The 14,802-nt window shown below is 56.2% G+C and carries 8 protein-coding genes; 2 read left to right on the top strand and 6 right to left on the bottom strand.

All coding sequences use genetic code 11. From position 1 onward, the window contains the following. Positions 1–174: 174 nt before the first annotated feature. The 4 genes from KNP76_RS11710 to addB all read right to left on the bottom strand — a co-directional run bounded on the left by KNP76_RS11710 (position 175) and on the right by addB (position 10,232). Positions 175–2,733, bottom strand: coding sequence for a sensor histidine kinase (locus KNP76_RS11710; RefSeq protein WP_214844634.1), 2,559 nt, complete (start codon positions 2,731–2,733; stop codon positions 175–177). After that, entirely contained in the window at positions 2,730–3,092 is a 363-nt protein-coding gene (locus KNP76_RS11705; RefSeq protein WP_021066686.1) for a response regulator, read from the bottom strand. Before KNP76_RS11705 ends, KNP76_RS11710 begins: the two co-directional genes overlap by 4 nt. 113 nt (positions 3,093–3,205) lie before the next feature. Next, positions 3,206–6,808 carry a helicase-exonuclease AddAB subunit AddA gene (gene addA / locus KNP76_RS11700; RefSeq protein ID WP_034817756.1) on the bottom strand — a complete coding sequence of 1,201 codons (3,603 nt, stop codon included), beginning with the start codon at positions 6,806–6,808 and terminating at the stop codon, positions 3,206–3,208. Beyond that, positions 6,792–10,232, bottom strand: a complete 3,441-nt coding sequence (gene addB, locus KNP76_RS11695) for a helicase-exonuclease AddAB subunit AddB (RefSeq protein ID WP_214844633.1) — start codon at positions 10,230–10,232, stop codon at positions 6,792–6,794. Before addB ends, addA begins: the two co-directional genes overlap by 17 nt. Before the next feature lie 158 nt (positions 10,233–10,390). Here addB and KNP76_RS11690 point away from each other — a divergent pair, with 158 nt between their 5' ends. Together KNP76_RS11690 and KNP76_RS11685 are read left to right on the top strand one after the other, a co-directional pair. After that, positions 10,391–10,771, top strand: a complete 381-nt coding sequence (locus tag KNP76_RS11690; RefSeq protein ID WP_051622642.1) for a truncated hemoglobin — start codon at positions 10,391–10,393, stop codon at positions 10,769–10,771. Between the two features lie 54 nt (positions 10,772–10,825). Continuing rightward, positions 10,826–11,182 (top strand): hypothetical protein, encoded by a 357-nt coding sequence (locus KNP76_RS11685; RefSeq protein WP_034817759.1) that lies wholly within the window; start codon positions 10,826–10,828, stop codon positions 11,180–11,182. A 28-nt stretch (positions 11,183–11,210) separates the two neighbouring features. Here the strand turns inward: KNP76_RS11685 and KNP76_RS11680 are convergent, their stop codons facing one another. Together KNP76_RS11680 and KNP76_RS11675 are read right to left on the bottom strand one after the other, a co-directional pair. Beyond that, the gene (locus tag KNP76_RS11680) at positions 11,211–11,621 is read right to left on the bottom strand and encodes a hypothetical protein (protein ID WP_034807440.1); all 411 of its coding nucleotides are present in this window, start codon (positions 11,619–11,621) and stop codon (positions 11,211–11,213) included. Positions 11,622–11,746: 125 nt separating this feature from the next. Further along, entirely contained in the window at positions 11,747–14,800 is a 3,054-nt protein-coding gene (locus KNP76_RS11675; protein WP_371816227.1) for an efflux RND transporter permease subunit, read from the bottom strand. Positions 14,801–14,802 lie beyond the last annotated feature (2 nt).

Genomic DNA, 14,802 nt, shown 5'->3' with positions numbered 1-14,802 from the left:
TTAACGTAAGGATTTGCGGCTAGCGCATCTATTTCTTTTGACGTAAACATCTTCTTCGACACTCGAATTCACTCCCAATATGATTTAGTTCAGTGTACACAAAAACCCTGAGCAGTAGACTTTTTTAGTGTCTACTACTCAGGGTACAGTTTACTTCGGGCACCCCTCTTTCCTTTATACGGTCGTCGGTGTCTCTTCGCGAACAGCATGCTCATAGCTCGGGATGACGACGGTGAACGTCGACCCTTGATGCTGCACGGACTCGACATGGATTTGACCGGCATGGCCTCGGACGATTTCCTGACAAATCGGGAGTCCAAGACCCGTACCGCCAATCTCACGGCTGTCCGAGTTGTCGACGCGATAGAACTTGTCGAAGAGGCGGTCGAGCGCTTCGCTCGGGATTCCGATCCCTTCGTCCTTCACTTTAATCGACACGGACTGGTCGTGGTGGGCCAATTCGACCGTGATTTTACCGCCGTGCGGTGAATATTTCACTGCATTCGACAGCAAATTGCTCATCAGCTGCTTAAACTTCTGACAGTCGGCATACAGCTCATACGGACGGTCGTCGGATGTGATGAGCTCGAACTGGTGCTTCAATGATGAAGCTTCATAAAACGTCATCATGTCGCGGATGACCGGCTCGACGTCGAGTTGTTCGCGGTCATACATTTGACTGCCCGCTTCCATCCGCTGCACGTCGAGGAAGTCGTTGACGAGATGCGTCAGGCGCTCCGTCTCGGCATGAATCGTCTCCAAATACTTCGCCTGTTTCTCGTTTGGCAGCTGTTTCTTGACCATGAGCTCGGTGAACCCATAAATCGAAGAGAGCGGCGTGCGCAACTCGTGCGAGATCGTCGAGATGAACTCGCTCTTCAACCGTTCGGCCTCCGTCTCGCTCGTGATGTCACGGAAGACGAGGAGCGTCCCTTTCGAGATGCCGCCGACGATGATCCGTTCGGCGTACATCTGTAGGTTCATCTCGCCTTTACGGATCGAGAAACTGACGCTGTCATGCGGGAAGTCGTCAGTGAAAAGTCGTTCCGTATATTTCAGGAAGTCGTCTTCTTGGTCGACCGTCGTCGAAATCGTCTCGCGCCACTCGTTCCAAGACAGCTCGGCGAGTTCGTTCGATGTGATCTCGTCGAGTTCCGGGAACATTTCATAGAGCGGACGGTTGACGAAGACGTCGTCGGTCGCGTGCTCGACGTAAATGACGGCTTCGCGAATCGAATCGAGAATCCGCTCGGTCTTCCCTTTCTCACGGGTCATCTCTTCGAAGAGACGCATCCGGAGAAGCGAGAGCGACAGCTGACGCGCGAACGACATGATGTCGCCCATCTGCGTCTGGGTGAAACGGTCCTTATAGCGGACGAGATAGATGAACGCGATAATCGTATCGTCGGTCGGGTCGTGGACCGGGACCGCCGTCTCGTACATATAGTACGGATACGGGAGCGGATGGTCACTGGCGACTTGTTTCGACGAATGGACCGTCGTCCGGAGCGTCATCGCCCGGGTGAGGACCGAGTTCTCACTTTCAAGCAGCTGACGCGTGAGCGTCTCGTTTAGGCCGTGGCTCGTCACTGAATACGAGCCGGCCTCATCGACGAAGACGAGTGCCCCGACTTCCGAGTCCGTGATGGCGACGAGTTTCTCGATAATCTCTGGATACGCCGTCAACGAGTCGCGGGCTGCGAGCGTCTCCGTCAACTCGTTCCGGTACGCCAAATGTTGCTCGTTCTGTTGCGTCTGCTCGAGAATCTCTTCGAGTTCTTGTTGTTGCGCTTGCAACTCTTCTTGCTGGGCAATCAGTTCTTCTTGTTGCGCCTGAAGCTCGTGATTCTTCTCAATCAAGTGGCGCTCATTGTCACGAAGCGTCTCGGCCATCTTGTTGAACGAGCGAGACATCGTCCCGATTTCGTCTTCGCGGACCATCTGATCGCTCAAATCGACGATCTCACCCTTCAAGAGGCGGTCCGATGCGACCGAGAGGCGTGAAATTAGACGCGACTGGCGACGCAAGAACGGTTGGACGAACAAAAGGATCAGGATGGCGAACGACACGATGCTTGCAATCCATAAGAACTGCAAAATGTTATTGTTTTGCCGCCATTCGGTATATACTTTCTCTTTTTCGCTGCCCATGAGCCCTCTGTAGTCCGTGAGCGACGTCTCGATTTGTTGAATCGGACCGAGCGTGTCGATGCCGCGCTCCGGACTGAACTGGACGACACCTTGCTCAATCAAGCGCTGGGCCGTCGGGAGCGACGCGACCGTCTCCGGGTCGATGAACGTCTCGATGACCTCACCTTCTCTCCGCGACTCCCCGTATTCGAGCGTGACCGGTAAAATCACATCAAAATAAAAGTCATGGAAATTTTGCAGGTCGTCCGCAAAAATCTCGCCTTGCCGCGTCTGGACGACGCTCTTGAACCAATTGATTTCTTGTTGGAACTCATTTTCTTTCGAGCGGGCCCGATCGAGCGCCTCCGTATCGCCGAACAACAAATAGCCGCGCGAATCGTACTGCGCCCCTTGCCACTCGTCCCAAAGCGTGTTCAATCGGCTGATGCGCTCGTCGACCTCACGAAGGCGCGCCTCGTTCGCTTCGAGACGATTCTCGACGTACCAGTAAGCGATGCCAGACCCAATTAAAGCAACCGCTAAAAATGTATAGAGGACGACCATGATGTCACGGCCGAGCTTTTGCTTAAACCATCTGTTCAATTCACGATGCCTCCTATAATTTTGACGAGTTCGAGCGGACTGAACGGTTTCGAGATGAAGTAGTCGACACCAATCTCGTTCGCGCAATCACGGTCAGATTGTTGACTCTTCGCCGTCAACATCATCACTTTCGTATGTTGACGTCCCGGTAATTTTCGGACCTTCTCGATGACTTCTAGTCCGGTCATGCCGGGCATCATATGGTCAACGATAACGAGATCGTATTCATTCTGTTCAATCAAACGGTATGCTTCGAGGCCGTCTGGTGCCTCATCGATGTCGTAGCCTTCATCTTCTAACGTATCTAAAACGAGCATGCGTAATACTTCTTCATCTTCTGCGAGTAGGATTTTTACCATGACGATTCCTCCATTTTCATTCCATTTCATTATTTTACCGGATTTATATCATAATCACAAAACAAAAGGTGCACGGTTTATAACCGTACACCTGAAAACAATTCCCGTCTATATTATATTGAAACAACGTCTTGTAAATCGAGCGAGTAAATGACCGTCTGCCCGACCGTAATTCCCCAAATCGATTCGATGGCCTCGCGGTAAAGCGAGAGTTGAACCGTATAGCGTTCGCGCAACATCTGTCTCGCCGCCTCATCCGAGTCCGTCAAGTAGAGCACCGAGTCGGATTTATAGTCGAGAAGCACATACGTCTCGCCGTCAAAGAAGAGGCAGTCGATAATCCCTTGGATGAGCACCCGTTCGTCCGTGAACGCACCGTCTGGATTGACGCGCTCGGCCGGCACGGCATACGTGAACGGCAACTCGCGCCACGCCTGATTTTTCGCTAACGCCTCGGTCAACGCCCGGCCGATCGGGGCGTCAAAAAACGTCTCGATATCTGCCATGGCGAGCCGGGCCGTCTTCGCTTCGACCGGGCTGAGCATCTGATGATTCTCGAGCCGGTCGATTTGGGGCGCGATCGGTTGTCTTGGGTCGAGCAGTTGGAACAACAAGTGAAGCGTCGTCCCGCGCTCGGCACCGGTCTGGTCCGTCTGTTTCCACTTCGGTTCCCGATACGGCGTGTCCGTCGCCCGGAACGTCTCTTCAAACGCCGCCGTTTCCAGTTGCATCGCCCGTTTCAGTTCGGTGACGGTCTGTTTGGCGGCCGTCTCCGTCGCGGCCTGGGCCGGATACGTGTAAGCGAACGCCCGTCGAACCGCCTCCGTCACTTCTTGCTCACGTTTGACGGGGAAGTCGATCGCTTCGAACTGTTTGACGTGATGGAGCTGCGCCATCATCTCTTGGAGCGCGGCCACTTCGGCCAAATCGTCTTCGGCGATGATACGGTACGTCCAGCGCGTCGCCTCTGGCATCCCGCGAAAGACCGGGAGGCCGTTTCGTTCAAGGAACGGGGCGGCGCCCTCGAGTTTGAGAAGTGCCGGCGCGACCCAATCCAAATACGTCTTGGCGTCACGTCTTGCCTCGGCCGATAACGCCTCGCCATGACTCTCGACGTGTAGCCAATCGTGCACTTGCTTCATCGGGTCGGCGACGGTGCCGACTAAAATCAATTTTTCTTTCGCCCGGGTCAACGCGACGTACAAGACGCGCATCTCTTCGGCTTTCATCGTCTTGTCGAGGTCTCGGCGAATCATCTCTTTGACGAACGTCTCGGTGCGTGTCCGCGTGATAACGTCGATCGCATCCAAGGAGATGCCGTACCGTTTATGGAAGATGACCCGTTGCATTTGATCACGCTTGTTGAACTGCTTGCCGAGCTGGGCGACGATTGTCACCGGGAATTCAAGCCCTTTCGATTTATGGACCGTCATGATGCGGACGACGTTCTCTTCTTCCCCGAGCGACCTGGCTTCCGACAAGTCCTCCCCGTTATCCTGCAATCGATCCATCACACGTAAGAAGCGATACAGCCCCCGATACCCGCTCCGCTCGTAGGAGAGCGCTCGGTCATAGAGTGCCTTCAAGTTCTCTTGGCGACCTTTCCCACCCGGCAGACCGCCGGCAAAATCATAAAACCCGGTATCGTTGAACACTTGTTGAATCAGTTCAGACAGGCTGTGGTTGCGGGCGAACGTTCGCCACATCGAGAGTCGGTCGAGCACCTCACCGCACTTCAAGCCGAGCTCATCCTCATCGTCCGCCTTCATCTTCAAAGCGTCATAGAACGACTCCTCCGACTCGAGGCGAATCTTGGCGAGCTCTTCGTCCGTGAAACCGAACATCGGAGAACGGAGTGCCCCAGCGAGAGGGATGTCTTGGAGCGGGTTGTCAATCAGTTTCAAGACAGACAACATCATCCGAATCTCCGTCGCCTGGAAGTAGCCGCCGTCCGAGTCGGTGTACGCCGGGATATTGTATTGGGTCAAGATATCCATCAACTGTTCGACTCGTTCTTTCTTCGATCGGACGAGAATGACGATATCCCGATATTCACATGAGCGGAGTAACCCGGTCTCTTCATCGGTCACTTTGAACGGTTCGTCGCCTGAGACGAGCTCTAAAATGCGTGTCGCGATCGCTCGACCTTCAAGTTCTTGCTTCGACAACTCGTGGCTCTGTCCGTTGACGAGCACGAGCTCCGGACTCGCCTCGAGCGGCTCGTAGTCGCGGCCTGGCACGAGACGGGCCGCCTCGTCGTATGCGATTTCTCCGACTTCCTCGTCCATCAACTGAATGAACAAATCGTTGATGCCGTGGAGCACTTCGGCCCGGCTGCGGAAATTTTGTGACAAGTCGATGCGCTGGCCCGCCTCCGTTCGTTTGAATCGCGTCGCCTTGTCGATGAAGAGGCCTGGCTCGGCGTGACGGAAGCGATAGATCGACTGCTTGATATCGCCGACCATGAACAGGTTGCCGACTTGTTCGTCTTCTTGACTGACCAGACCGATAATCGTCTCCTGAATCTCGTTCGTATCTTGGTACTCATCGATGAGCACCTCGACGAACCGTTGTTTATAGAGCGAAGCGACCGAGGACGGCGCGTCCCCTTCTCGCAAGATGGCGAGGGCGTAATGTTCAAGGTCACTGAAGTCGACGAACGCCCGGTCGCGCTTCGCCTGCTCGTAAGCGACGGCGAACGTCCGGACCGTCCCGACGAGCGTCTCGACGAGCGGACGTTGCGCCGCGAGGGCCTCGAGATGGTCGGCCCCGCTCACGCTCGCCTCCGTGAGCGCATCCGTCAATTTTTTCTTCGCCTGATCGTACGCGGGTTTTAACACGTTATGATAGATGGCATGCTCGTCTACCCGTTTGACCGACTTCATCGTGCCAAACTTGACGGCCCGTGCCGCCGTCTCGAGCTCGCTCCATTTCAACGTCTCCGCCTCGATTCGTTCGAACGGGGCAATCGCGGCGAGCACGTTCTCAGCTTGGGCCTCGTAACCGGCAAGACGAAGCTCGATGCCGACACGTCGGAGCTGCCGAAGCGCCCGTTCGATATCGGTGAACAACACACGGCCGAACTCGATTAAGAGCGGCTCTTCGTCCGGGTCGCTGTCCATCTGATAGAGCGAAACGAGTTCATCCAAGTACGCCTCCGGGTCCGGGAGCGTCCGGGCATAGTGATACAATCCGAGGATGAGCTCTTCAAGCTCATTGTCGCCCCGGTCTGACGTATAGGCGTCGACAAGGGCGAAGAAGCCGCTGTCTTGTTTCCCGTATTCTTCTTCAAGGACGTCTTCGAGGACGTCGTCTTGAAGGAGCACCAAATCTCGTTCCTCGGCGATTTTAAACGCCGGGTCGAGGTCGAGCAAATAATAGTTCTCCCGAATCACTTCTAAGCAAAACGAGTGAATCGTCGTGATGAGCGCCCGGTTGAGCATTTGACGTTGCCGCCGGACGTAGTCGTTATCCGGGTCATCACGAAGTGCCCCGTCGAGCGCTTTGGCGATTCGCCGTTTCATCTCTGCCGCTGCCGCGTTCGTGAACGTGACGACGAGCATGCGGTCGGCCGTCAAGTCGTCGTTTTCATCGAGCAGTCGGCTCGCGAGCCGTTCGACGAGGACGGCCGTCTTCCCGGAACCGGCCGCTGCCGAGACGAGCACGTGTGAATCCCTCGCGTCGATGGCGGCTTGTTGGTCATTCGTCCACTTCATCGGCGTCACCTCCTAATCTTGATAGCACATCGTTTTTCTCTAGCTTCTTCAACTGTCGCGGCTCATTGGCGAGCGCCTCGTCAAAATGACAGACGCTCTGATACGGACACGTCTGGCACGGACGGCGCTCCTTGTACTCGTACGGCTCGACACCGATTGTGCCGTCATACATCGCCTCGGCGCTCGCCTCGGCTATATCAATGGCGTGGTCCATCAACTGTTCGAGTTGCGGCGGCGTGACGACTTTCTTCACCGTGTTCGCATCAATCGTCCCGTCTTTCTTATATTTGACCGGGATGACGATCGATTTTTTCGCTTCCGCCTTCGCCGTCCGGTCCATCATGTCGAGCACTTCCGGGTCGTCGACGAGCAGCCCTTGCATCTGATACGACTCGAGCACTTTACGCGCCGTGTCAGCCTCCGTCCCGCCCGGTGTGACGAGCGGCCGGTGGACGTGGAAATAGAGCGCCGCTGCTGGTGCGACGTTCTCTTTCGTCCAGGCATCGGCCTGCTCAATCAACACTTTCAAATAGATGAGCATCTGCATGGCGAGACCGTAATAAATCTCAGCGAAATCGATATCGCGCTTGCTCGACTTGTAGTCGACGATCCGGACGTAGAGCTGGTCATGGACCTGTGCCGTGTCGACCCGGTCGATGCGGCCGACGAGTTCACACGTCGCCCCGTTGCTGAGCGTGAACGAGACGGGCGGGAAGTTGCCGCTGCCGAATGCGAGCTCGAACGCTACGGGATCGAACCCGTCTCGTTTCGACTGTTCAATCAACACTTCGGCCGTCTTCGTGACGACGTCGGTCAATTTCTTCTTCAAATATCCATAGCGGTTCGAGCTCATTAAAATCGCATGCTGAATCTCCGGGGTGACGAGTTCGACGGCAGACTCGGCGAGTGTCACGCACTCGGCTTGATCGACGTCGCGCCACTCCTTCCCGTCCATCTTCACGGTTTGAGACATGTGTTCGATCGTTCGATGGTACAAGTTCCCGATATCCGGTGCCTCGAGCCGATACAAGCGGCGCTCCCTGAGGCGAAGCCCGTAACTCGCGAAGTGGCGGAACGGGCACGCCTGGAACGTCTCGAGTCGGGACACGCTCGCCCGAATCGAGTTCGTGTAAAGTGACTTGGCCACGTCTTTTGAGAGCGGCTCCGGTACGTTCTGATAAAACAAGGCGCTCGTCAACAGACGGATGCGCGCGCGTCCTTCCGGATGCTTGAGTAGCTCGTTATAAACAGCGAACCATGTGTCTTGAATCGGATAGTGTCGGCTGAGGCGTTGCAACTCGAGTGCGGTCACGGCCGCCGTCTGGTTGACGTTCGTGATGAAGCGAAGTTGATCGGCCGGACGATGTTCACCGGCCTCGGCGAAGTGCGTCTTGACGACGGCGCCATTCAACAGGCGCGTCTTGATGTCGGCGACGAACCCAGCCGGCTGAATCGCCTTCCCGCTCCGGTCGACGAGCGCATAGCTGACGTACAACCGATGACTCGGTGCCGTCAGCGCTTTATAGACGTAATACGTCTCATCGTCAAACAGATGCTCGGTCGCTTTTCCGGCCCGTACGCCATGCTCATGCATGAAGTCGAGGTCGTGGTCGGTCAACAGTTTCGACTGCGTCGCGACGAGCGGGATTTGGTCCTCGTTCGCCCCGAGTAAAAAGATGACTTTCTTATCGATGAGACGCCCCCGGACATAATCCGTCACCGTCAATTGATCGAGCGACGGAGGCACGAGAGCATAACGCAGACTATCGAGTCCGGTGTCCATCATCTGCAAGAACAGTTCCGTCGAGAGCGTCTCTTCCGGCGCGGCCGCCTCGAGCTGTTCAAGTAAGTGCAACACCGCGTCCCATACTTGCGTATGCTCGCGGGCCTCGAGCAATCGGGCGTCCTCGAGCGCCTCGTCGCGCCAATACGATAGACAAGCGGCGACATCGATTCGCTCCAGGAAGTGATAGATGGCATGCGTGTATGCCTGCATCGTCTTGGCCGCCTTCAAGTCAGCCAAGAGCGGGTCGAACGTGTCGACGACGGTCTGGCGATAACGGTTGAGCGCGGTCTCGAGATCGAGTTCTTCCCCGGTAAGCTTCGCTTCGTCCTCAGCCCGGCGCTTCAATTGCCACTCGTCGTGCCAATGGTAATGCTTGATGCCGCGTTCGATGACGAACGCCTCGAGTCGATCGACCGACGTGCGGCGATGCTCGGCGTCGAGTAAGACGAGCTCCGTCTTGAGCGCGCGGAACACCGGCTCTTCCCGATACCCGCGGAGGGCAATGTCGACGGTCGCCTTCAACAGTTCGACCACGGGATGGTCGAGCATCGGTTGCCGCTCATCGAGAAAGAACGGCAATGCCGCTTTCTGCAGGGCCTGTGATGCCAAGTCCCCATACGCTTCAAGCGAACGCGAGACGAAGGCGATATCTCGATAGCGGTACCCGTCTTCGCGGACGAGCCGCATCACTTCACGGACAGCCGCCTCCACCTCGACCGTCCGATCGACGGCGGCCTCGAGCGAGACGTGGTTCGTTTCGCGCGTATAAGGTGCCGCGGTCATTTGGCCGAACGTCGCCTCGAGATAGGCGAGACTCGGATGCGTGAACCGCTTCGCGCCATCGTGCGGCACGTCTGTCGAGCTGATTCGTGACTCGGACAGTCGTTCTTTGAACCGCATGAGCGTCCGCTGCGTCGGACCGAAGAGCGGATTCGGCCGATAAAGCGTGTCCGGATCAATCGTCAATAAGACCGACAGCGGGGCTTTCTCGGCAATCGCGACGAGGACGGCGAGCTCTTGCTCGGAGAACTCGTTGAACCCGTCGACGTAAAACTGCGTGCCCGTCAAGTCAACCTCTGGTAACAGCTCGAGCATGACGTTGAAATAGTCTTCCGCATGGAGCGCCTTATCGGCCGTCATCGCCATGAACCCTTCATATAGAATCGATAAGTCTTGTAACTTTAACGCCCGATGCGGATCTTGCTCGCTCAAGCGGAGCAATTGTTCCGGGTCGACGAGCCCACGCTTCAACATCGTGATGAGCGTGTTCAACTCCTCATAAAACCCGTATTGGTTCATCGTCCGTCGGAACAGTGTCAGCCGCTCCTCGTTCATCTCGACGACGCGACGCAACAACAGATGCGTCCCCGTCTGATCCAAAAACTGTTCGGTCGAGATGCCGTGGTCACGCATGAGCAAGAACGCAAGGCGGCGCATCGATAATACTTGCACTCGGGTCGAACCCGTCAAGCCGTCCGTCATCGCCATCTTCCGTTCCATCTCAAATGACATTTGGTCCGGTACCAATAAATAGATGGTCGGTCCGCTCGGGTCGCGTTTGAGTTCCTTGATGATGTGACGCATCATCGATTCGCTCTTTCCGCTCCCGGAACGTCCGACATGAAAAGTGACCGTCATTTAGGCGAACACCCCTTCCCTTTTTTCTTTATTATGACGTATCGCTCCCGGTTTGTAGAGCGAAACCTCCGTTTCACCTAAGCAAAAAAAGACTAACCCTTTCCTTTACCCATGCTCCATGAAAATCGATTAGACTAAAGGTATGAGGGGGATGGATGATGAGTGCATATGAACAATTTGGAGGCGAACGCGGCGTCAAACAACTCGTCGAGGCATTTTATGACCTCGTCTACGCCGATCCGGTCTTACTGCCGCTGTTTCCGGATGACAAAGAGCGGGTAAAACAACATCAGTTTGAGTTTCTGACTCAACTACTCGGCGGGCCGAAACTGTATACGGAACGACGTGGCGGTGGAAACTTGGCGATGATTCATCGGGACCACCCGATTTCGGAGACACACGCCGGGCATTGGCTCGGTTGCATGGAACAGGCGCTCAAGACGGTCGAGGCGCCCGAACCGGTCAAACGACAGCTGTTCCATCGCTTGATTATGTCGTCGTCTAACGTCGTTCGCGTCTGCTCCCACCATTTTGAGTAGTCAGCTTTTCAAAAAGCGGGTATGATAGGAAAGTAAGCAAAGGAGGTCGTTGTCATGACAGAAGAAGAGAAAAAAGAAGCCGTTTCCTCTGAGGAAGAAACGGAAGAAGTCGAGCCTACGGCTGTCCTCGCCGATGCGCTCGATGAGGATGACGAAGAAGAGGATCAGCCTGAAGAAAAGAACATGGACCACATTAAAGGCGTGTTCAACTATATGCATGAGAACGGACGGGAATATCGTGTCGTCTTTTATAACGACCGAAAAAACCTCGTCTTCCGTGAACTCGGGAACGGAAAAGTCGAATTCGTGGGACGCTTCACGGATGAGTCGTATGACCAAGAGAACGAGGACGAAATGCGTGAACTCGGTGAAACCGAATTGAACCGAATTCTCGCCGACCGTCTCAAATAAAAAAATCGCCCGGGCTGGGGCGATTTTTTTATTTGTTCTTGTTTCGCTTTTTCTTCCGCAGCGCATAGACCGCACCGGCAATCCCACCGGCGACGGCGAGGCCGGCCATGACCGGGACGAGCACTTTCTTCGTCGGAATCATCTCACGCACGCGCTCATACGGCGTCGGCACCGACAGTTCGAGTTGAACGGCCGCTTCGCCGTGACCGTTCGCCCGTGCTTTACGCGCCGCATCGGTGATGACGACACGACTCGTCGTGTAGCGGCGGTTGCCATGCTCGTCCGTGTATGGGCGACGGACGCGTTTCACACCACGAACCGTCTTTCCACGCGCCGCATCAGGACGGACGACGCGCTCACTCGTCCACGCCCGTCCCCCTGTCGCACTATAAGCCGGGCGAATCGTCCGGCGATTTAACCATGTGTATGAATCATTCATCGTTGATTCCCTCCAATATTGTGAAGTCCTTCTCTTATTATACCCATAGAGCATCTCAAAAAAACATCTCTCCCGCTGCCGAAACAGCCGACAGACAAAAGACCGGCACGGCGGCCGGTCTCAAGTCATTCCGTGAACGGTTTGTCACGGTGGCGACGTTTCGCCAAAATCAGGTAATACGCCGGCACGAGGACGAGCGTGAGAATCGTCGAGAACATGATTCCTGAGACAATCCCGATCGCGAGCGGCTTGAAGAGCGGATCACTACCGAGGGCGACCGGCAACAGGGCAACGACCGCCGTGAGCGCCGTCAACAAGATTGGACGAATCCGAGCCCGGCCGGCCTCATATACCGCCGTCGTGACCGCCATCCCTTGGCGAATGCCCTGCTCGATGAATTCGAACAAGACGACCGCATTCCGGACGACGATTCCGGCGAGCGAGACCATCCCCATCGAGGCCATGAAGCTAAACGGTGTCTGCGTCACGAATAGACCTACGACCGCGCCAGCGATGGCCAAGTAAATCGTGAACAAGACGAGTAGCGGCAAGGACAACGAGTTGAACTGGAACGCGATAATCAAGAAGATCAAGAACAAGACGACGACGAACAACGTCGCGAGTTCGAGGAAGAACTCGTTTTGCGTATCACTCGACCCGGTCTGGGCGAATGAGATGCCATCGTCAGTCAAGCCGGCTTGCGCGTCGTCAAGCACGCGATCGACGTCCGCTCTGAACGCTTCCTCGTCCATCCCTTCGGTCGGATAGATGCGAAGCGTCACGGTGCGTTCTCCGTTCTCCCGCGGGATTTGTTGAATTTGCTCGGTCGTCGTCTCATCGACGAACGTACTGAGCGGGGCGACCGGCGGACCGGCCTCCGTTTGCACCGGGACGAGAATGTCGTCTAGTGCGAGCGCCTCACGGTTCGCCTCAGCATCGATGACGATTTTGACGTCACGTTGCTCGACACCGTCGTCGAACGTTCCGATTGGCACCCCGTCTGTGACGAGACGGATTTGATCACTGATCGTCTTCGCCGTCACACCGGCGGATGCCATCGCTTCACGGTCGAGCTCGTACGTGAGCGTCTGGAACGGCTCTTTGATGTCGTCGAGGACGAGCGCACCTTCTATCGCCTCGAGCTCGGCTTTCACCGTGTCGCGGGCTTCGACAAGCTGATCAATCGTCTCACCGCGCATCGTGAACTCGACCGGGGCCGAAGCCGGTGGTCCTTGCTGTTGCGTTTCTAAGAAAATCTCCGCGTCAGGATAATTTTCACGTAATTGTGTCGTGTAGCGGTCAATCAGTTGAATCGCGTCAATTTGATCGTTATCGACGCGGACGACGATCTGTCCTGTGTTTTCGCCTGACTGGTCTAGCCCACCTGTGAACAGACTCGGCAATCCACTTCCGGCGAAGACGGACGTCTCGACGACGCCGTCGACGTCTCGGAACTCGGCTTCCATCTGCCTCAAGCGACGTTCCGTCTCTTCAAGGTTCGTCTGGACCGGGAACGTGACGCTCGTGACGACTTCCGGGCGGTTCGCTGCCGGGAAGAACTCGAACGGCGTCAACAAGATGAGGCCGTAGAGCGCCGTCGTGAGGACGAAGCCGACGAGACCGAACGTCCATGGCCGTTTCGCGACGAGCGGGAGCAATTTATCTGCATAGAAGTTGCTCAACCGGTTAAGCGGTCCACCGAGCCAACCCGGCTCGCGTTTCGAGACGCGGACTTGCTTGCGGTTCAGCCAATATTGCGCGATCGGGACAAGCGTCAAGCTGATGACCATTGATGCGAGCACCGATAAAGCGAGCACGGTCGGCAGCGCCCGGATGAAGTTCCCGTTCGCGCCCGACAGTAACGTCAGCGGCAAGAAGGCGAAGACGACAGCGAGCGTCGACGTGACGATCGAGCCCCACACTTCCTTCGTCCCACGGACGGCCCCGAGCATCGCCGAGTCCCCTTTCCGGTATCGACGTAAAATATTGTCGTTGACGACGATGGCGTCATCGACGAGAATCCCGAGGGCGATAATCGCGCCGATAATCGAGATTTGGTTCAAATCGACCCCGGTGAAGCGGAGCGGAATCAACGCGAGCAAGAACGAGAGCGGGATCGCCAAACTGACGATGAGCGAGCCCGTGAACGTCAAGCCGATCGTCGTCACGACGATGACCGCGATCATCGCGATCAAAAACTCGCGCGTGAGCGAGGAGAAGATCGCATCGACCGCTTCCGCCTGATCGGAGTACGTGACGAGCTCGACGCTGTCGAGGTTGCCGACTTCCGATGTGACGACTTCGTCGACCCGTTCCTGAAGCGTTGGAATGTCTTGACCTGGTTCAATCGTCACCGTGAACGAGACGGCCGGCTTCCCGTCAAGCGAGACGAGGTCGGTCACCGCTTTCGGTGCCTCCTCGACCGTACCGACGTCTGCGAGCAACACCGGCTCGCCTTCGAACGATCCGATGACGACTTGGTCCATGTCATTGACGTTCGTCAAGCTATCGATCGCAAGCTGATAGATGCCGTCTTCCGTCGATTGACGTCCGAGCGGCGTCGTCTTGTACTCTTCATTGATGGCCGTTAACACGTCTGGGAAGGCGAGTTGGCGTTCCCCGAGCGCTTCCGAATCGAGCGAGACGACGAACTCCGTTTCCGGGAGCCCTTTAATCGTCACGCCGGTCACGCCGGCCGTGCGGGACAGGCGTTCTTCTACCTGTTCGACGTTGCCTCGAATCGTCTCGAGTGATTCACGGTCATCCGCCGTCAACAAATACGAGGCGACCGGAAGTTGACCGACCGAATCGTTCACGGTCGGCGGAAGCGCCTCATCCGGCAGACGCGACTGGGCATCCGACACGGCTTGGCGCACGTTCGCCTGAAGTTCTGACTTGTTCAAGCCGTCCTCATATTCGACCGTGATGTTTGAGAACTCGGACGCCGAGAGGGAGGTCACGTTCTCTACCCCTTCGATGTTCCTTAATTCGTCCTCGAGCACACTCGTGACGTTCCGTTCGACCGCTTCAGCAGTCGCCCCTGGATACGGCGTCTGGACGAGCACGATGTTGATGCTCGTCTCCGGGATTTCACGCTTCGGCAGTTGGAAGAACGTGAGCACGCCGACGATGATTGCGACGAGTAAAAACACGATGACGAGTTTTCCTCGCTCAATCATTT

This window comes from Exiguobacterium sp. s150, assembly GCF_018618435.1.
Taxonomy (GTDB): Bacteria; Bacillota; Bacilli; order Exiguobacteriales; family Exiguobacteriaceae; genus Exiguobacterium; species Exiguobacterium alkaliphilum.
The sequence above is the reverse complement of the archived record's forward strand: the minus strand, read 5'-3'. Positions and strand labels throughout refer to the sequence as shown.

Bases quoted from the DNA above. Each gene is read 5' to 3' on its own strand.
- KNP76_RS11705 (WP_021066686.1), bottom strand. From the start codon at position 3,092: ATGGTAAAAATCCTACTCGCAGAAGATGAAGAAGTATTACGCATGCTC.
- addA (WP_034817756.1), bottom strand. From the start codon at position 6,808: ATGAAGTGGACGAATGACCAACAAGCCGCCATCGACGCGAGGGATTCA.
- addB (WP_214844633.1), bottom strand. From the start codon at position 10,232: ATGACGGTCACTTTTCATGTCGGACGTTCCGGGAGCGGAAAGAGCGAA.
- KNP76_RS11690 (WP_051622642.1), top strand. From the start codon at position 10,391: ATGAGTGCATATGAACAATTTGGAGGCGAACGCGGCGTCAAACAACTC.
- KNP76_RS11685 (WP_034817759.1), top strand. From the start codon at position 10,826: ATGACAGAAGAAGAGAAAAAAGAAGCCGTTTCCTCTGAGGAAGAAACG.
- KNP76_RS11680 (WP_034807440.1), bottom strand. From the start codon at position 11,621: ATGAATGATTCATACACATGGTTAAATCGCCGGACGATTCGCCCGGCT.
- KNP76_RS11675 (WP_371816227.1), bottom strand. From the start codon at position 14,800: ATGATTGAGCGAGGAAAACTCGTCATCGTGTTTTTACTCGTCGCAATC.